Consider the following 19,778-nt stretch of genomic DNA (forward strand, 5'->3'; position numbering starts at 1 on the left):
GATTAAAGAGTTTGAGTATAAGTGAGATTCACACCCGAATTACAGTGATTCTACGTTGATTTTCCGTTACTACAACTTCGGTTGATAACCTTTCTTCTATGGGTAGGGCATTTTTTCGCCTATCAAATACAAATAACCAACCAAAATCTAATCCTAAACGAGCTAAATAGGATTCCAATTGTTCAATCCCTTCAGCTTGTGGATCTCTTTTTTTATCTCGCCATACCTTTAACTCAATCCCCAAAATTACGTCTTGATAACGCAAGCATAAATCCATTCTGTCGCTACCAATTGCGTATTCCCTTTCTAAAATTCCTCCACCATTAACCACTCGATGTAAAAAAGCCATTAATACTATGTGGGGAGCAATTTCATGATAGCCAGTACTACCTAATAAGGGTTCTCCATGTTGTCGCCAAAATTTGAGGAATGCTATTAACAAAGCATCTATATTTAATTTACCTTCTGGAGTTAACCAGGTGGGTGCTATCATGGGTAAGGATGCCATTGGTGTCACTGTCAATACTCTCGGTAATACTTCCCGATATATGGCATTGGCAATAGTTAATCCCCCATAGGGGTGCATTTTACATAATCCCAAATCAATCACAAATTGAATGTCATCGTTGGGTATATCTCCTAATTCTAAACCTGCTAATATCGGTTCAATAATTGCTTTAATTCTTGGTTCTCTTAACCTTTCTGCTAGACTATCTAAATGGGTATCTTGACGTATAATTAATATTTCTTTAGCTTGTAAAATATGTTCTTTGGTAATAGCTACATTTCTATCCTTGACCATTTTTTCTACTACTTCCTTAGCCAAAGCATTCACTAACCAAGGTTGTCCTTGGGTTAAATCATAAGCTGTTGCTATTGCTTCTGGTGTGAAAATTTGTCCAGTTGCTTCCGTATGTTGTTGATATAATTCTCCCACTTCTTTCAGATTAAAGTTTCGCATAGTCAGAGAAGCAACTTTAATATTAAAAGGACTAGATGTATTTAATCTATCACTACCACCAGATGCTACTTTATAATCCCGCACATCCCGTAAACCAATTAATCCTACCGATGAGGGAAAATTGTCTGGACGATTAGGAAAACCATCTCGTAACTGTCGTAAAACAGAAATTAATGTTTGGTCTTGTAAAGAATCAATTTCATCTATAAATAATACTAGGGGACGATTTATAGCTTTTGCCCAACCTGTTAAAAAATCATTAATTCTATTTCCTGGTTCTTCTTGTTGCCATTGTTTAATAGGAGGTTGTAATTCTTTAGGTAAGCGGATATTTATTGTATTATACCAAGCTCTTAAAATGGCTAATTCCGCAGCACTGGGGTCATGATTGAATGCACTTCCTACTTCCACTGATACCATTACTGCAGCATAATTTCCTGTAGCGGTAAGTTGCTTCGCTAGGGATAACATGGCGGTGGTTTTACCCGTTTGTCTTGGTGCATGAAGTACAAAATAACTTTCTTGTTCTATTAACATTGATAAGTCGGGTAAACGACTTGTGGGAGACAACATATAGTGGATATTTTCTTTGCAAGGACCTGCAATATTAAACCAGCGAGTCATCATGATTTTATTATTTAGTGGACACTTTTATTTTAGACCCTTTTTAGAGGGTGTTTGAAAAGTTTTTGGCAGTAAATAAGGTAGATAAAAGTCTCAGTAGAATGGGACTCAAGTAAGGTATAGAAGCTATACATAATAATATGAAAAAGGTTTAGCGGTGCTAAACCTCCATAGAAAGCAGTTATTCGACACACCAGCACCAATTTAAATTGACTTCTAGTCAAAATCATCTTCCTTTAGGGGGAGTTATGAATAAATCTGAACTTTTACACCCAAGATAGTAACATAAATAATATGAAATGCATTGAAGAATTTATATAACTGCAATTTATACTATGATAGACAAATTTGTTTTAAAGCCAAAAGAATAGTAACAGGCTACGAATTAACTGCGCAGATAAAAATTAATAAACATTGTAATACTGGTTAGGCTTCCAGTATGCAGCAAACATGCTTAATAGTTGGTAAGGCTTTTAAGTCGTTTAAACCATTATTGAGAGAGGCAAAAAAAGGTACTATGGACCAAAAGCCAAAAGCACCAAATTATAGAAAAACTAATGGATTATTTACTGTTAGTTACCCTAAAAGATGGCTAAAATCAGTTGAAGAATAACCCTATTTGGGGGAGAAAGGTTATTTAGTAATTATTAAATAATCCTCTTCCTTCAGTATATCAGATTATATTCATACCCACGCAGTTAAGAATCAGATACAGGAGAAAATTCAATTCAATACAAGATTTCGTCAGTCGGGAACCTATAAAATGTGGATGCAATTTAATCACAATGGTACAATTCAAACAGTGGATTTCTGGGTAAAAGTAGACTAAAAACTTCCCAGTAATTCTCGTCCTATTTTTGGGTTTATTCACATCCTAATCTATGGTAGATAATAAAAACATCTTGTTGCGTAATCTTTGGTACTATGCACTACCCAGTAGTCAGCTAAAAACAGGTAAAATGATATCACGTGTTTTGCTGAGAGAACCTATACTATTCACAAGAGACAAAAATGGTCAAGTTTTTGCCATTGAAGATATTTGTCCTCATCGTGCAGTTCCCTTGAGTTGTGGTAGATTTGATGGTGAACAGGTAGAATGTTGCTATCATGGTTGGCGCTTTGACAGTCAGGGCAAGTGTACAGAAATTCCATCACTGTTGCCAGAACAAAGTATAGACTTGAGTAAGTTTAATGTTAAATCATATCCTGTTTATGAAACTCAAGGTAATATTTGGATATACATATATGATAAAGAAGGATCTCCTGTGAATGCACAGATCAGCGATATTCCTCAAGTACCAGGTTTTAGCAATGGACAACCAGATTTAGTGGAAGTAATGAAATTTCCCTGTTTTATTGACCATGCAGTAACAGGTTTAATGGATCCTGCTCATTCTCCCTATGTTCACCAGGTATGGTGGTGGAGAAGTGGAAAACTGCATGAAGAAGTGAAACAATTTGATCCTTCTGAATATGGGTTTACAGTCAGACGCCATAAATTATCCGATAACACGGAAAATATGAGTCGATTATATTGGTTAGTGGGTGGGGGAATACCAGAAGTGGAAATTTCCTTCCGTTTACCAGGAGTGAGAATTGAAGAAATTACCTTTGGCAAACATCGAGTTTGTAATTTAACCGCAGTTACACCAATTTCTGACACAGAAACTGAAGTAAATTTTGTTCTTTATGGTATACCAGCGTGGTTAAAAATATTTACACCTTTGATTCAAATTCTAACTCGCAAATTTTTGGATCAAGATAGGAATGTGGTGGAAAAGCAACAAATTGGACTTCAATATAATCCGATTTTGCGTCTAATTAAAGATTCGGATATGCAAGCACAATGGTATTTTCAATTGAAACGGGAATTTAGCCGTGCAGCAGCAGAAAACAGAGAATTTGTTAATCCTGTAAAAAGTGTACTATTGAGGTGGCGTGCCTAATATTCTTCAAGATTCCCTAATTTTTTAATAATTTGGGGTGTGAAGGAAAAGTAAGGGAGTTTTTAAAAACAGCTAAACATATGACAATAATAGTTTTTGGTAGTATTAATATGGATCTGGTAGCAACAACTCCCAGATTGCCCATACCAGGAGAAACCTTGTTAGGAGAAAGTTTTTTTACCGCACCCGGGGGTAAGGGAGCAAACCAAGCGGTAGCATTGGCAAAATTGGGTATTCCTACACAAATGATCGGTCGTGTTGGTAATGATAACTTTGGTAGACAACTAATTAAAAATTTGGAAAGTTATGGTATAAAAACGGAGAATATTATAATTGATGACACTGTCAGTTCAGGAGTTGCGATAATTACTGTGGATCGGCGGGGTGAAAATAATATAATTGTTATACCCGGAGCCAATGGACAAGTCAACCAAGACAATATTGACAGATTATATGGTTTATTGCCATCAGCTAATGCCATACTATTGCAGTTAGAAATTCCTCTTGATATGGTAATTACTGTGGCCCAAATAGCTCACCAAGCTAAAGTCCAGGTTATTCTGGACCCCGCCCCTGTACCACCAATCAATTTGCCAGAGGAAATTTATCCATTAGTTGACATAATTACACCCAACGAAATTGAAGCCAGTCAATTGGTAGGATTTGCTGTCAATGAAGAGCAAACCGCCTTCAAAGCTGGGGAGATTTTATTAACAAAAGGTGCAAGGTGTGTGGTGATTAAGTTGGGTGCAAAAGGTGTTTATTGCGCTACTAAAGAAGAAAGGTTTTTTATTCCCCCATTTTCCGTGAATGCCATAGATACGGTTGCTGCTGGGGATGCTTTTAACGGTGGTTTAGCAGCAGGACTTTTTCATCACAAGACTCTGCGAGAAGCGGTGATTTGGGGTGGAGCTGCGGGAGCTTTAGCAACAACTCAAATGGGTGCTCAAAGTTCTTTCCCTGATATGATGACATTAAAAACTTTTTTGGACAAAATGACAAGGGAATAATAAGAATGAAACTACAAGTTAGCACCTTTACTGTCAATAAGAGGTTTGCCCTAACAATTAGTAGGGGAACAACTGCACAAACCACAAACATCTGGGTTAAGATTATGGAAGGCGGTATTGAAGGATGGGGAGAAGCATCTCCATTTAGTGTAGGAAGTTACCAAGAAACCACTGATATAATTTTCCGGTCTTTGCAAGAAATATCTCCTGTGCTAGAATCTTATAGTCCTTGGCAGCGGGATGATATTGGTAAAATTTTAACACAACATCAAATTCCCTCTGCGGCTAGGACTGCTATAGATATGGCACTACACGACTGGATGGGTAAGAACGTGGGTTTACCATTGTGGCAACTTTGGGGACTTAATATAAATACCATAGTGCCAACTTCTGTTACTATTGGTATTAACTCACCACAAGGTGCTGCAAATAGAGCAAGGGACTGGTTGCAGTATATGGACGTGCAACTACTAAAAGTTAAGTTAGGAGCAAAGGAGGGAATAGATACGGATAAAAAAATGATATTGGCAGTTAAAGAAGCTGCACCCAAGGTGGATTTATTTGTGGATGCAAATGGGGGTTGGAGTTTACCAGATGCAATTGCTATGTCCCATTGGTTGGCTGATTTAGGGGTTAAGTATCTGGAACAACCATTACCTAAAGGTGACGAGGGGAAATTACCATCTTTGAAAAAACAATCAGCTCTACCCATTTTTGTGGATGAGAGTTGCTTCACTAGCATTGACATCCCCCCATTGGCTGATTGTGTAGATGGAATTAATATTAAACTGATGAAGTCAGGAGGATTAGGGGAGGCTTGGAGAATGGTAAACACCGCTAAAGCACATAACTTGCAAGTAATGTTTGGGTGTTATTCCGATAGTTCACTAGCCAATACCGCAGCTTCTCATATAGCGCCATTAGCAGACTATTTGGACTTAGACAGTCATTTAAATTTAATAGATGATCCTTTTGTTGGTGTATCCGTCACAGAAGGACGAGTTATGCCTAATAATTTACCAGGTTTAGGAGTACAATACAGTGCGTTTGCCACTTAATCAAAAAATAGCCATTCTCTTACATGAAGGTCTGACAAAATCCCATGGCAAAACTGGTCTTTCCATTTTGCGCTATAGTGACTCACCTATTGTTGCGGTTATAGATAGAGAATGTCCGGGTCAATCTATACTAGAGTTAACAGGAATTAAAAGAAGTGTACCAATTGTGGCATCTGTAAGTGCAGCTTTGCCCTATCAACCAGAAGTTTTAGTTATTGGTATTGCACCAAAGGGTGGTATTCTTCCCGATCATTACTGGACTGAGATTAAGGAAGCATTGAGGTCGGGAATGTCCGTTGTCAATGGGCTACATACATCCCTGGCAAACATACCAGATTTAATCTCCCTCATACAACCAGGAAAGACAATTTGGGATGTGCGCAAGGAACCACCTAAGTTGGAAATCGCTTCGGGTTTAGCACGCAACCTCCCCTGTCGTCGTGTGCTAACAGTGGGTACGGATATGTCTATTGGTAAAATGTCTACTAGTCTGGAATTACATCATTCGGCAAAATTGCTAGGACTTCGCTCTAAATTTATAGCTACTGGTCAAACTGGTTTGATGTTGGAAGGGGATGGAGTAGCACTGGATGCAGTCCGGGTGGATTTTGCCGCTGGCGCTGTGGAGCAGTTGGTCATGCGTTTTGGTCAATACTATGACATCCTTCAAATTGAAGGTCAGGGCTCCTTATTACACCCCGGTTCAACGGCAACTTTGCCTTTGATTCGCGGTTCCCAACCCACCCATCTCATTTTAGTCCATCGTGCAGGACAAACTCATAACCATAATAATCCTCATGTTCCTATCCCTCCTCTCACGGATGTAATTAAAATGTATGAAATGGTAGCTAGTGCTGCTGGTGCTTTTGCTAAAGTACCTGTGGTGGCGATCGCTCTGAATACGAAAGATCTGAATGAAATTGCTGCTGAAGAGGCGATCGCCCAAACTGGGTCTGAAACTGGCTTACCTTGTACAGATCCTATACGCTTTGGTGGGGGAATACTATTAGATGCCATCATAAATAACAATTATCAAGAGTAGGGACATCAAGCTGGGGAAATGGGTTCAGATAAGTTTCCCAGAAAGGTAGTACAAATAAACTAAACAAAAATATACTGAAACACAAAAATTAATCATGCACCTAAATCACAATACAAAAATACCATTTACACTATTCAGACGGAAAAATAGAGGATTGTTGTGTTAACCCAGGTGTCTCCATAAACAACGTAAAAAAAGTCACAAAAAAAGTTGCCAAAATGGCAGTAATTTTTCGATGCAGAATCAAAGGATGCGTGCTAAGGTTTTATTTCCTTGATTGTTCCTTTATCTGTTCTTTATAGTACATCTGCCCATGTTTATAGATCACTTGCACTCCCAACACCTGGAAGAACTAGTACATGGTAGTAGTGTAAATTTACACCTAGCAATGTTAAATTTTCATTCTCTTCAGGGTATGAATGCTTATAAGCATATATTAATATCTGATAATTTACCGCGCACTAATACGGGGATGATTAAAAGCGGGTGGTTAGAGAGATATGGACACATTACAGCTGGTGGTTGGTGGTGTTCTGGTGTAGACCCGCTAAATAATTGGCAAAAAATGGAATGGGGATGTTTTAAACCCTCCCAACCGCGAAGAAACAAAAATGGCAAGTCCATTAAATATGAACATCCCCCCAGCACACCAACGCGAATATTTTGTTTGCGGGTAACTGAAGAAATTTGGCATCAAATTTCCCAACGTTATGATGTTACTATGCCAAAAGACATTAACATTAGTGATGACGGGGAAGCTCAGGGTTTTTGGCCATGGGTAATAGAATCTAACATACCAATTATTATTTGTGAAGGTGTTAAAAAAGCAGCAGCTTTATTAACACAAGGGTATGTAGCAATTGGCATACCTGGAATTACCAGTGGTTATCGGGTAATCAAAAATGAATTTGGTAAAGTTACCCGTCGTCGTCTCATTCTTGATCTGGAAGTTTTCGCCAATAGACAACTGAGTTTTTATATATGTTTTGATTTTGAGAATCAGCCACGGAAGGCTACTGCGATTAATAATGCCATTTCTCAATTAGGCTATTTACTTGAGCGGAAAAATTGCTCTGTTAAAGTAATCAAACTCCCTGGTAAAGAGAAAGGTGTGGATGATTTTATCACTGCTAAGGGAGCGGAAGCGTTTGAGCAAGTCTACAATCAAAGTATGTCCCTAGAGGTCTATATTGCCCAAACTAAACCCCATATAGATCTAACAATTACTCCCAGTGTTACCATCAACCAAAGCTATTTAGATAGAATATGTTTACCCTCCACTGGTTTAGTGGGAGTCAAATCCGCTAAAGGAACAGGTAAAACCACCAGACTGCAAGCGGTGGTTGAGGAAGCTAAAAATCGTTGTCAACCAATCTTATTAATCACCCATCGCATCCTTTTGGGAAAATTCCTCTGTGAAAAAATTGGTATTAGATGGGGAATCCACCCTGAAAACCAGTCACCACCATCCAGCTCACCTATTAAATCCTTTGGATTATGTGTTGATTCCTTGTGGAAGCTTAATCCCCAAGATTGGCAAGGAGCTATAGTCATATTAGATGAAGTTGAACAGTCTTTATGGCATCTACTCAATAGTAACACCTGTAAAAACAAGAGGATAAAGATACTCAGCGTTTTCCAACAATTAATAGCCACGGTAGTGAAAACAGGGGGTTTAGTCATTGCTCAAGATGCTGACTTATCAGATGTTTCTCTAGAATACCTCCAGGGTTTAGCAGGAAACAAAATCACTCCTTGGGTAATTGTGAATAAGTGGAAACCTGAATGTGGGTGGGATGTGACTTTTTATGATTCACCTAACCCAACACCTTTAATTCATCAACTGGAGCTGGACTTAATCACAGGTAAGAAGTGCTATGTAACAACTGATAGTCGCACGGGACGTTACAGTTGTGAAACCATCGAAGATTATCTCCAGGATCGCTTGTATAAGTTAAAAAGGCAATTTCCCCATAGTTTAGTGGTGAGTAGTCAAACTACCAATACACCTGCACATCCAGCTATAGAATGTCTGAGTGCTATAAATCAAAAAATCACTGATTATGATATGGTATTTGTCACTCCTAGTTTAGGAACGGGAATTAGTATTGATGTCCAACATTTTGACCGAGTTTACGGTATTTTTCAGGGGGTCATTCCGGACTCAGAAGCACGTCAAGCATTAGCTAGGGTGCGTGATTCAGTTCCCCGTTTTGTCTGGTGTGCTAAACGCGGTATTGGTTTAATTGGTAGTGGTAGTACCAATTATCAGCTACTATCTGACTGGTACCAAGAAAATCAAAAAGAAAATTTGGCTTTATTGAGTCCTTTACATAAAATAGATGTTGATTTACCCGCAGTTTATGATCCTATTCATTTACGTACTTGGGCAAAACTATCTGCTAGGGTCAATAGTTCTATTACCTTTTATCGACAATCTTTGCAAGAGGGATTAATTGCTGAAGGTCACAAAGTCACCATAGGGAATAATACAGACTATAATAGTATTATTCGTGAGTTGCGTTCGGCGTTTTTAAAAACTTCTGTAAATGATCTAGCCACCCGAACCAGATTAATTTTAGAAATTGTTCAAGTTCAAAAGGATTGGGAACAAACTCGTCAACAGTCTCAGCATATTAAACGCAATATCAAAGAAATTAAGGAGCACAATCAATTGATGATTGCCCAAGCTGTGGTGGCGGCTAAAAATATTGACTATGTTGAATATCAACAACTACTAACTAAACATTCTCTCACCGATGAACAACGCTATGCAATTCATAAATATATTCTCTACACAAGATATGGAGTACCTGTAACCACTCAGTTAAAAATGCGAGATGATCAGGGATACTATTCCCAATTATTGACTCACTATTATTTGACCCATGAAAGTCACTACCTTCACATCAGAGATCAGCAGGAATGGAAACAACAGTTATTTTGGGGCGAAGGAAAGGTTTTTCTACCAGATTTAAAAACCTATACTCTCAAGGTGGAAGCCTTGCGAGCTTTGGGAATGTGTCAGTTTTTAGCACAAGATAGGGTATTCCAAGAAAATGATGATGATATTATTTGGTTGAAAAATGTGGCAATTCAAAGTAGTCAACATATCAACCGTGCTTTGGGTGTGGATATTGCTAAAAAACCACAATCTAGTTCTGGAATTAAAATACTCAATCTCTTGATGGGTTTATTGGGTTTAAAATTGCGTCGAATAAATCAGGTTTATCAAGTTAATTTTGACATGCTCAAGGATGGAAGAGAGGAAATATTTGCCATTTGGCAACAACGGGATCATTGGCAACTCTATCATCTCAAAACCAGATCAACTCAAGATAAATGTCTGCAACTGGGCCCTTTAGTTTCGGTTAACTGATTTTATCAACTCGGTTTAGTGGTTTTTCTTCCGGTAGGTAATTATTAAACTTTGTGCCATGATAGCAAAGGAAGCTACTGCTATTAAACCACCCCAGAACCAATAGGGTAAAAGCAAATATTTTTGCATTTGTCCCGTATCCGAAATTCCTAAAGACCCAGCATTATAACTAAACAAATAGTCCAATTGATGATACGTACTTATACAGGCCTGCATCCCCAAGAATTTAACGGTAAAAATCTGTACCCATTTGCTAGTTATTAATGAGATCCACAAAACCCCCAGTCCCAACAGTGGTAATGTGATCAAACCAAACCATGAACGTACCCAAACTAAACTAGAAAACAACAAAGCAATACCTAAAAATTTTAGGCTCAATGATGCACTGTTAAAACTGCGAGAAGACATGATTAACCCTGCACCAGCTATGGGTGGACCCATAGGACCTGCAGCTGCAATCAGAGCGGGAACAAGAGGAATAAAAGATGAGGGTATGGTGTAAATTGCTACTCCAGATCCATTGCTAAAAATTTGTAACTCACGAAAATTGCCTCCTAAAATAATTGACATCAACCCATGACTGATTTCATGAAACCAGGTTGCTAGTATGGTGAAGGGATATAAAATATAGTCTCCCATCGGTAATTGCCACAAAATAGCAGTGGTGACTGCTGCTCCCAATAACCAGCTTAAACCTGTAGACTCGATGTTTGAGGATTGGAGGAAAGTTGACAAGTTCTTTAGTTCTTTCATCGGAAGTTATCCAAGGCACTATTGTCACAGATATTGCTTCAAGTACCTATTTTAGCAAAAGTTTAGGCTATAATCGATCTGTTTTTGATTGATTTATAGCCTAAACTTTTCTCTGTTTTAAGAGAGTTGAAATAAGAAAGTTACCAAATCTCCTTTACCTAAACTAATGCGATCGCCTGGACGGAGACGGTGTCGATTTCCCGGTAACAATGGCAAATTATTAATATAAGTGCCATTGGAACTACCTACATCCTCTATATAATAAGCATCTCCCTCAACCCGAATATCGGCGTGAATTCGGGAAACGATTTCTGAATTAGAAAATCCAGCCACATCAATATCTGGGGGGATCCGGTCATTGGGCTTACCAATATGAATTACGGATAGATTTTGGGGTAATTCAACTTCTTGGTTACCTTGCAGGTGGAATAATCGCCCCACCACTTGTTGTAATTGAGTCGGTGATAGTTGTACAGATGGTATGGGAGCTGGTTCTGACGCTGTGAGTACTGGTGCTACTACCGGTTCAGGTACTGGCACTATTGGTAATATGGGACCAGCAACTGGTTCTGGGGGTGTGCTGACTAAAGTAGGTGGCACACTGTAAATTGTGGGGGGCTGGGTACTGATTCCCAAGGGATCAGATTGTAGTAACTCTAACATGGGGTCAGGAGTAACTAAAGGTGGTACCTCTACGGAAGTGGGGGTTACTACTACAGTTGGTTCGGTGACTACGGGGGTGGAGCGCAAGTTATAACCACATTGACCGCAAAAAGCAGCATCAGCCTGTACATTAGCTCCACAACTGGGACAGGTAGTGGTAGTTGGCAATGGTGTGTAGCAAGCTTCACACTGAACAGCAGCGTCTGGATTAGGATGATTGCAGTTTGGACAAATGATCATGAATTTAAGCCTTTGTCACTGTAAAGACAATAGTTGAGATAGGGAATCAGAGTTGTGAACCAGCAGCTGCATCTAGTAGCCATAATAATTCCCCTTGAGGTTTAATCAAGCGAGATGGATAGGTAAAATCATCTGCTACTTCAGCAAACACTTGGGATAAAGCAGGCCTTTTATTAGCACCAGTAGCTAAAAAGATCACACTTCTGGCAGCATTAATTAGGGGATAGGTGAAGGTAATACGTGGATTACCGTCTTTATTGCCCACAGTAACCAGGCGATCGCGCACTTGTAGAGCTTCCGTGTGGGGAAAGAGGGAGGCGGTGTGTGCATCATCACCCATACCCAGGAGGACCACATCCAAGGAAGGAAAGGTTCCCGGTGAGCAATGGAAAAATTCTTGTAGATGCTGTTCATACTTATTAGCATCCGCGACTGGATTGCCAGACAAGGTAGGTACGGCGTGAATATTAGTCTGTGGAATGGGAACCTTATTTAACCAGGCAATACGCGCCATTAATTCATTACTATCGGGGTGATTGGATGGTACATAACGTTCATCACCCCAAAAAACATGAATTTTATCCCAATCTAGATTCAAAGAGCCTATTGCTTCATATAAAGGTTTCGGTGTACTACCACCAGACAAAGCAATAGTAAATTGTCCTCGTTTTTGAATAGCATTTGCCAAACTGGATAATATCGCATCCTGAGCCCGTGCCACCAAACCTTGCAGATCCGGTAAAATTTCTACCCTTTTGTTCATGGCTTTATCATATTAGCTTCTCTTCCTTTCAGCATACACTCTCCACCCTAAACTATTCTCTTTGTCATTACTGTTAACCATTGACCGTTATTCCGCTTCCAAAAAGTTGTCCAAAATTGTCTATAAGTAAACAATTTTGGACGAAGTTAGTGGTTCATCTTCCAAGAATTATCTTTAATACTTTCGTTTGCTTTGAACAGATAGCAAGACAAAAGGAAGTGTCAAGACATATGTACAATTTATTTAAAAGCATTAAGTATTTTTCTTTTTGTGTTAAGAAGTATGAGTTTAGTCACTGTAGCTTAAATCCAGTTAGAAGCTAAATTATAGCATTTATTGCTATTTCAGCCATTTATTTAGCGTCATTCCCAAAAACTCTTCTAGTTGAGTCATACTGTTCAGATGACTGATAGTCACGTTCAATTCTTGATTTTTAGCGTCAACTAAACCTTTTTCAAAATTAATAATATCTGTCGTGGAAACATTGTTACCTGACTTCATTTTTTCCCTGGCACTATTCAGTCTTAACTCCGCTAAATTAGTTGCCTGTTTGGATAATTGAATTTGTGTAAAACTATCCCTAACATTACGAACCCTATTTCTCAGCTGCTCATTAATATCTACCCTAGTATTTGCTAAAGAGTATTCAGCTTGTTGCAAATTGACTTCACTTTTAAGTACGGCATTATCTTGAGAAAGATTACCAAACTCACGACTTAACACTAAAGATGATGTAAAATTACCCGAATCCCGCTGATGGGAAAAACTATTAAAGCCATAACGCAGATTCAATGTAAGGTCTAAACTTTGCTGATTTTTGGCCTCTGCTAAGGAGAGCTTGGCATTTTCTACAGCATTAACAGCAAAAAGATATCTGATATTATTATCTTCAGCCAATTTGATCATTTCCTCAAAAGTTGGCAAATTTAAACTGTCTGGGGGAAGAGGTTTTTCTACGGCAATTAGCATTTTCAAAGGTAGGTCTGTAAGTTTGGTTAGGCTAGCAATTGCTTCAGTTAAATTTGTTTTTACGTTAATCAAGTTAAATTCTTTTTGAGCAATATCAGCCTGACGTTGAATCAAATCATTTTTGGTAATTTTACCCTCTGTAAATAGAAGTTGTAATCTGTCAAGTTCTTCTTTGGCACTTGCAAAAGAAGCTTCCTCAATTTTTAATCTTTCTTGTGCTAACAAGAGATTCCTGTAGGTGACTACCGAATTTGTAATTGTTTGGGCAATAGAATTTCTAAAATTCAAGATATTAGTGCTTTCCGTTAGTCTAGCTCTCCTAATGTTTAAAGTGCTTAAATACACACCAAAATCTTTTAGTAAAGGTTGACTAATACTAAAACTAACATCTTGACTGAGAATATTTGGATCTGTTAAAGGTAAATAACTAGAGGAATCTTTGCTATACTGACCCTTCCAGACATTTTCTCCATTCCATCCTAAATTTAAAGAAGCACCAGTAGGCAGTTTCAAATTAATCCCAGCGCCAATACGAGCGGTTGTATTAGTTACTATATCTGTTTTTTGAGCGCTTGCGAATTCGGGTTCCCTCGCATTCAGGTTTAAAGATAGCTGGGGTCGTAGAGTGGGGCTAAATATAGACTCAGATTCAGATAATCGTGCCTTATCTACAATACGCTGCAGATAGGCTATTTTTACATCTCGATTATTTTGTAAAGTTAGATAAACCGCATCAACCAGTTTTAAAGGTATATCTTGATTAGGTTTACCCAACAATAATTGTATCTCAGGATTAACTTTTGGTAGATCTTGTTGACTAGGAACATCTTGGGCTTTGACTAAATTGGGTAAGAAGCAAACTAAGCAGAGAGACAAGAAAGATGTTTTTAATAAAAAAACATTTGTGTTAATCATTTTCATTTCCGGTGTGTCAAGTTACTTTGGTTTTAGCGGTTATTTGTACAGTAAATGCACTGAAGTTAACCCCAAAGTTATAATAAAACAAAAAGCCAAAATGATCGGAGAATTTCTGGTTAATATGTTACAGGAAGTATAACTGGATCTAATCTAAATTGCTAGTGTAATCCCAGGTAGAGCCAATAAAAAATCTGTGATGAAAAGTACCACCCAAGTAGTTACCACCGCAGTAGTTGCGGATTCACCAACCTCCTTAGCGCCTCCCCTAGTAGTTAGTCCCCAACTACATCCATTCACAGCAACTATTATTCCAAAAATTACGCCTTTGACGATTATCATCATCATATCTCCCGGAGTTAAAAAATCTCGCACCGATTCTAAAAAGTTTTCCGGTTGAACTTGGTAAAATTGCAGTCCGGCAAAAATTCCACCACTAACACCCATAATTAGTGCAAAAATCATCATTACTGGCATCATCAAACCGCAAGCAATCACTCTGGGTAAGACTAAATAATCTATTGGATCGGTTTTGAGTAAGTAGAGCGCATCAATTTGTTCAGTTACCTGCATAGCTCCTATTTCTGCTGCGAATGCTGATCCTACTTGTCCAGCAATCACACTAGCGGTTAAAATTGGAGCTAGTTCTCGACAAAAGGCTACTGCAAAAGCGCCCCCCAGATTATCAACTGCACCGAATCTGACCAGTTCCCTAGCTGTTTGAATCGTGAAAATCATTCCCGCAAAACCACTTACCAACAAAACTGGGGAGAGGGAACCCGGTCCTACTTTTAGTGCATGGTCAAGAATTTTCCGATAATAGGTTTTTCCTTGAATTATATGCAGGGAAATTTGACCAAATAGCAATGCTGTGGACAAACAGCGAAAAATCCACCATTGTTGTATGTTTCTTGTTGAGTGCAAGGTGATCACCTGTTTAAGTTTTCTATTTTCTGTTAAACATTCAATAAGGTGTTAAAATCTGGTATTACCGATCTTTGAGCTATCAGTAATTCCCTAATTCCTGTTTCTGCAACATCCAGGAGCTGATTTAACTGTTGACGACTAAAACTACCTGCTTCCGCTGTTCCTTGAACTTCAATAATATTGAGCTTACTGTTCATAACCACGTTGAAATCTACTTCCGCATTTACATCTTCAGTAAAGTCTAAGTCCAAAAATGCTTCTCCCTTTAACAAACCTACGGAAACAGCAGCTATTTGTCCACATAAAGGCGATCGCTCTAAAACTCCCTGTTGCAACAAGTTAGTAATTGCATGAGCTAAGGCTATAAACCCACCTGTAATGGATATAGTTCTTGTACCAGCGTCTGCTTGTAAAACATCAGCATCTACAGTTAAGGTCTTTTCCCCTAATATTTCAAAATTCAGTGCTGCTCTTAAACTACGTCCAATTAATCGCTGAATTTCTTGGGTGCGTCCCGACAACTTTAATAGTTCCCGTTCTTGTCTTTGTTGGGTAGCAGAGGGTAACATACGATATTCTGCTGTTAACCAACCTTTTCCACTTCCCATTAAAAATTTTGGCACTCCCTCAGTTATACTAACTGTACAAAGAACCTGAGTCTCACCACATTGTGCTAACACCGAACCGGGAGCAAAACGAGTAAAATGGGGATAAAAATTTAATGTTCGTAGTTGATCGGGTTGACGACCATCGAGACGTTGCCAAACCATGATTTACCTCTCAGTCTTTTTTGTATTCTCTTGTTTTAGTAATGATTTTTACCCAAATTGACAGTCCAAATATTAATCCTGCACCTAGTTTACCAAATTCAGTCGCGGGATCACTACAGGTGTTTACTAGCTCAGAACGTTACTTTTTCACTAACGTTATTTCCCAGTCCCTAAGAATTGCCAGTCATGGAACACCTGTATTAATTATCCAGTTTCTTAAAGGGGGTATTAACCAAGGTATAAATAATCCCATACAAATTGGAAACAAGCTAGATTGGATTCGCTGTGACCTAGCTAGGTCCCCGGATACACCAAATTTCAATGAGGAAGAAATTGGGTCTTTGCATTCCCTGTGGGAATATACACAAAAGGTAGTATACGAAGGTAAATATTCCTTAGTGGTTTTAGATGAGTTAAGTTTAGCAGTTGATTTTGGTTTAATTCCCGAAAAGGAGGTGTTGCAGTTTCTGATTGACCGTCCCACCCATTTGGATATGATTTTGACTGGTCCTCAAATGCCAAAATCTTTTCTTGATTTAGCTGACCAAATTACAGAAATTCGTCGGTTGCAACCTTAGAAAATCCTCAAGGAGTTGTGTGAAAAGATTATTCATTTGGCTTATTCAAGGTTATCGGTTATTTATTTCTCCTCTATTTCCCCCCAGTTGTCGGTTTCAACCCACCTGTTCCATGTATGCTATGGAAGCTATAGAAAGGTTTGGAGTGTTTCGTGGAAGTTGGATGGCCCTAGGTCGAATTTTACGTTGTCATCCCTTCCATCCTGGTGGTTATGATCCCGTACCAGAAAAAACCGAGAAATCTCCTTAGCTTTTCTATCTCCCATATTGCCAGATCATGCGTCCATATCATCAAATTCCCATTATCGAATCGGGGGAACCATTAGTAGAAATTCCCCTGGAGCTTTTTGCAGTGGAAAACCCCCACCCTTATGCCAAACTAGGCGCACATTACGGACAATATTCACCCTATTTTCTCCGGAAAACAGTGGTCAAAAATCTTATTCATGCCCAGAATTGTTTAAACCTATTGTCTCCTGGATGGCATATTCAAATATTTGATGCTTACCGTCCAGTAGGAGTGCAGCAGTTTATGGTTGATTATAGTTTTAATCAACTGGTAAAAGCAAGGGGAGTACTGGAACAAAATCTGTCCCATGACCAGCGGGAAAAAATTTGGGAACAGGTATATGAAATTTGGGCTCCACCCAGTTCCAATCCTCACACTCCTCCCCCCCATAGCACTGGTGCAGCAGTGGATATTACCCTAGTTAATGAACAGGGAGAAATTATTAATATGGGTTCGCCAATTGACGAAATTTCTGAGCGTTCTCATCCCGAGTATTATCTGAACAAACATAGTCAATATCATCAATGTCGAGAAATGCTAAATAACATTATGTGCCAAGCAGGTTTTCAACGTCATCCGCGAGAATGGTGGCACTTTTCTTTTGGAGACCAAATGTGGGCCTGGTTATCCCATCAATCAACGGCAATTTATGGCTTTTGTGAATGAATATTAAACAATTAATATAGGAAAATAAATGACTGTCCAAACAGGTTTAAAAGTCTTCTCTGGACTCAATTCTCAAACATACGAGCATCCTTTTGATAAACAGGCTTTAGCATCTTTGAGAAAAATGCCAGGTATATCAACAATACTCAAAAAAATCAACGAATATAGTATTGATAGACTACTAAGATGACAGACGCTAGGTAGTGAAATTAGAGTTACAAATAGGAATTTTCCTAAGTTGTATCAAGCATTAGTAACAGCTTGTGAAGTTTTAGATGTTTCTCCCTTGCCAGAATTATATTTATTTAGAGGAACAGGTTATATTCAAAGCTATATTATTGGTGTAGAAAAACCCCTAATTGGCGTAAATTTAGAAGCTATGGAATGGCTCAATTCTCAAGAACTACTTTATTTGATTGGAAGTGAGATAGCTCGTATTAAAAGCCAAAATGTAGTCTACCATCAAATGGCAATTGTGATGCCAAATATTAAAAATTTATTGATCAGCACCACCCTAGGTATTGGCGGTTTGGTTGCTAGCGGAGTTGAATTGAGTTTATATAATTGGCTAATGATGTCTAAATTAACAGCCGATCGCGCAGGGCTATTAGCTTGTCAAGATATTAATGTAGCTACCACCACTTTGATGAAAATGGCAGGTTTACCCCAAGAATATTTAAATGATGATGTCATGAATGATTTTATCATCCAGTCACGTGAGTTCGCATCTAATAATTTGGATACTTTAGATAAAATTACTAAAATACTAAGCTATGCTGAACCAAGACTTTCTTGGATCATTATGCGCACAGGAGAATTATTAAAATGGTATAATTCTGGCGCATACGATAGCCTAATTCAGGGAAATTTTACCTCCTCAGATTATGTACCAAAAACAGAAGAAGTAGAAGATTTAGATAGTATACAAAATACAGAAGATGGAGATCAGATCAAACACCCACAAAATCAGCAAAACAATCAGACAGGTTCAGAAGATTGGAATTTCATATCCTCTTGGTAATGGTAATATTTCCATATACACGCGGAGGCGAGCTAAAATGTCATGTATTAACCTAGGGATAAGTTCAATGAAGTCAAATATTGAATATTTCCAAGATTTGTCTACAAATGTGTTTAAGTTTTTCTCCAACTACACTAGAGGGTGTGGGTTCGCCCACAAAACTCCACTGTTCTATGGTAGAAAGTCGCCATACTTGACCTCGATGGTCAAATCCTGATACTTCAACACCTATAGCTTTGGATTGTTTATTAATGGGATCTTGATGAAAGCGAATTTGGATTAACACACTACGACTGCGCCAAGACCTGCTGATTCCGGGAAAGTGAAAACCTATATCAATGGAATCAGGATCCACTAGTTGTCTGGTCTCACGGTCATTTTGCCAAGGTTTTAGATCGCTTTTGGCATCAGGAAATTGTAATTTAAACAAGTTGACTACGGTAGCAATCTTACTAGCTATTTCAAAGTTGGTTGCTTGTTCCGATGCGTTCACGTCAAGACTCTCCTAATATTACATTGGACTGGTTTGCTAGGGAATCAGTGAAAAAATTCAGCAAAATTCCTCCAAAAACTTTCCCACTGTAGAATGAGAAATTACAGTACCGATCTAAAATAAATCTGTCAATTGCTTAACAAACACTAAATTAATTTTCTTTATGGTGCGTCAACGCTCTATTCTATCACTGATTCTTGTACTATTGACCACGTTTTTGATCAGTTGCAGCAGTCCTACTGTTACAACTGCACCTCCTACCTATACACCGGAACAATTGGTAAAAGTGAGACAATATGTACCTGATATTCAGGAAGTACAAAATCGATTTGAAGAACTAAAAACTCTGATTACCAGTAGTGAGTGGATTAAAGTGGGTAATTTTATTCATGGTCCGGTAACAGAAGCTAGACTCACTATGACCTATGTTATCCCCAGTCTATTACCCCAAGACCAAGCTCAAGGAAGACAAATTACCAAGGACCTATTGAATCACTTAGTCAGAGTTGATCAAGCTGCTAATGCTGGTAATACTAAACTCGCATTGAGCAGCTATAAAGACGTTGTGGCAGACTTTAACCAGTTCTTACAACTGATTCCCCCAGCACCAACTGAGGAATAACTCAATTACCTCCATTGCAATCTGAGTCTTGAGTCACAAAACCCTAGTTTAATCAGGTGATAGGGTGAAGGGGTAAACTCTTCACCCCT

General features: G+C 38.5%; 17 protein-coding genes and 1 pseudogene. 10 read left to right on the forward strand and 8 right to left on the reverse strand.

Annotated features, from left to right (window positions below; genetic code table 11):
* Positions 1–28: 28 nt before the first annotated feature.
* Positions 29–1,585, reverse strand: coding sequence for an AAA family ATPase (locus IAR63_RS09540; protein WP_187707430.1), 1,557 nt, complete (start codon positions 1,583–1,585; stop codon positions 29–31).
* 881 nt (positions 1,586–2,466) lie between these two features.
* Between IAR63_RS09540 and IAR63_RS09545 the strand changes: the two genes are divergently transcribed.
* From IAR63_RS09545 to IAR63_RS09565, 5 genes are all read left to right on the forward strand, one after another.
* Positions 2,467–3,531 (forward strand): aromatic ring-hydroxylating oxygenase subunit alpha, encoded by a 1,065-nt coding sequence (locus tag IAR63_RS09545; protein ID WP_096544018.1) that lies wholly within the window; start codon positions 2,467–2,469, stop codon positions 3,529–3,531.
* Positions 3,532–3,611: 80 nt separating this feature from the next.
* A complete protein-coding gene (gene rbsK, locus IAR63_RS09550) occupies positions 3,612–4,541 on the forward strand; it encodes a ribokinase (RefSeq protein ID WP_096544016.1) in 930 nt (309 codons plus the stop codon).
* A 5-nt stretch (positions 4,542–4,546) separates the two neighbouring features.
* Complete coding sequence (locus IAR63_RS09555) at positions 4,547–5,599, forward strand: dipeptide epimerase (RefSeq protein WP_187705102.1); 1,053 nt, start codon at positions 4,547–4,549, stop codon at positions 5,597–5,599.
* On the forward strand, positions 5,583–6,641 hold the full coding sequence (locus IAR63_RS09560) for an N-acetyltransferase DgcN family protein (protein WP_187705103.1): 1,059 nt from the start codon (positions 5,583–5,585) through the stop codon (positions 6,639–6,641). The genes IAR63_RS09555 and IAR63_RS09560 overlap by 17 nt, the downstream gene beginning before the upstream one ends.
* A gap of 313 nt (positions 6,642–6,954) precedes the next feature.
* On the forward strand, positions 6,955–10,020 hold the full coding sequence (locus IAR63_RS09565; protein ID WP_187705104.1) for a plasmid replication protein, CyRepA1 family: 3,066 nt from the start codon (positions 6,955–6,957) through the stop codon (positions 10,018–10,020).
* A 15-nt stretch (positions 10,021–10,035) separates the two neighbouring features.
* Here the strand turns inward: IAR63_RS09565 and IAR63_RS09570 are convergent, their stop codons facing one another.
* The 6 genes from IAR63_RS09570 to rph form a co-directional block, all read right to left on the reverse strand.
* Positions 10,036–10,773 (reverse strand): M50 family metallopeptidase, encoded by a 738-nt coding sequence (locus IAR63_RS09570; protein WP_187705105.1) that lies wholly within the window; start codon positions 10,771–10,773, stop codon positions 10,036–10,038.
* A gap of 117 nt (positions 10,774–10,890) precedes the next feature.
* Entirely contained in the window at positions 10,891–11,676 is a 786-nt protein-coding gene (locus IAR63_RS09575) for an FHA domain-containing protein (protein WP_187705106.1), read from the reverse strand.
* 46 nt (positions 11,677–11,722) lie between these two features.
* Positions 11,723–12,439, reverse strand: coding sequence for a 6-phosphogluconolactonase (pgl, locus tag IAR63_RS09580; RefSeq protein WP_187705107.1), 717 nt, complete (start codon positions 12,437–12,439; stop codon positions 11,723–11,725).
* A gap of 339 nt (positions 12,440–12,778) precedes the next feature.
* The gene (locus tag IAR63_RS09585; protein WP_235678218.1) at positions 12,779–14,323 is read right to left on the reverse strand and encodes a TolC family protein; all 1,545 of its coding nucleotides are present in this window, start codon (positions 14,321–14,323) and stop codon (positions 12,779–12,781) included.
* Between the two features lie 153 nt (positions 14,324–14,476).
* The gene (locus IAR63_RS09590) at positions 14,477–15,256 is read right to left on the reverse strand and encodes an MlaE family lipid ABC transporter permease subunit (RefSeq protein ID WP_407927136.1); all 780 of its coding nucleotides are present in this window, start codon (positions 15,254–15,256) and stop codon (positions 14,477–14,479) included.
* 23 nt (positions 15,257–15,279) lie between these two features.
* Positions 15,280–16,020, reverse strand: coding sequence for a ribonuclease PH (gene rph, locus IAR63_RS09595; protein ID WP_096544004.1), 741 nt, complete (start codon positions 16,018–16,020; stop codon positions 15,280–15,282).
* A 41-nt stretch (positions 16,021–16,061) separates the two neighbouring features.
* On the opposite strand from rph, the gene IAR63_RS09600 reads away from it, so the two are divergent.
* The 4 genes and pseudogenes from IAR63_RS09600 to IAR63_RS09615 all read left to right on the forward strand — a co-directional run bounded on the left by IAR63_RS09600 (position 16,062) and on the right by IAR63_RS09615 (position 18,574).
* A complete protein-coding gene (locus IAR63_RS09600) occupies positions 16,062–16,598 on the forward strand; it encodes a P-loop NTPase family protein (protein WP_057179126.1) in 537 nt (178 codons plus the stop codon).
* 19 nt (positions 16,599–16,617) lie between these two features.
* A complete protein-coding gene (yidD, locus tag IAR63_RS09605; RefSeq protein WP_219995509.1) occupies positions 16,618–16,848 on the forward strand; it encodes a membrane protein insertion efficiency factor YidD in 231 nt (76 codons plus the stop codon).
* Positions 16,849–16,875: 27 nt separating this feature from the next.
* Positions 16,876–17,553 (forward strand): M15 family metallopeptidase, encoded by a 678-nt coding sequence (locus IAR63_RS09610; protein ID WP_187705109.1) that lies wholly within the window; start codon positions 16,876–16,878, stop codon positions 17,551–17,553.
* Between the two features lie 28 nt (positions 17,554–17,581).
* Positions 17,582–18,574 (forward strand): annotated as a pseudogene (locus tag IAR63_RS09615) (M48 family metallopeptidase).
* 73 nt (positions 18,575–18,647) lie between these two features.
* On the opposite strand, the gene IAR63_RS09620 reads toward IAR63_RS09615, so the two are convergent.
* Positions 18,648–19,067 carry a hypothetical protein gene (locus IAR63_RS09620; protein WP_187705110.1) on the reverse strand — a complete coding sequence of 140 codons (420 nt, stop codon included), beginning with the start codon at positions 19,065–19,067 and terminating at the stop codon, positions 18,648–18,650.
* Between the two features lie 163 nt (positions 19,068–19,230).
* On the opposite strand from IAR63_RS09620, the gene psbQ reads away from it, so the two are divergent.
* Positions 19,231–19,689 carry a photosystem II protein PsbQ gene (psbQ, locus tag IAR63_RS09625; protein WP_187705111.1) on the forward strand — a complete coding sequence of 153 codons (459 nt, stop codon included), beginning with the start codon at positions 19,231–19,233 and terminating at the stop codon, positions 19,687–19,689.
* Positions 19,690–19,778 lie beyond the last annotated feature (89 nt).

Source organism: Cylindrospermopsis curvispora GIHE-G1 (assembly GCF_014489415.1).
Classification (GTDB): Bacteria; Cyanobacteriota; Cyanobacteriia; order Cyanobacteriales; family Nostocaceae; genus Raphidiopsis; species Raphidiopsis curvispora_A.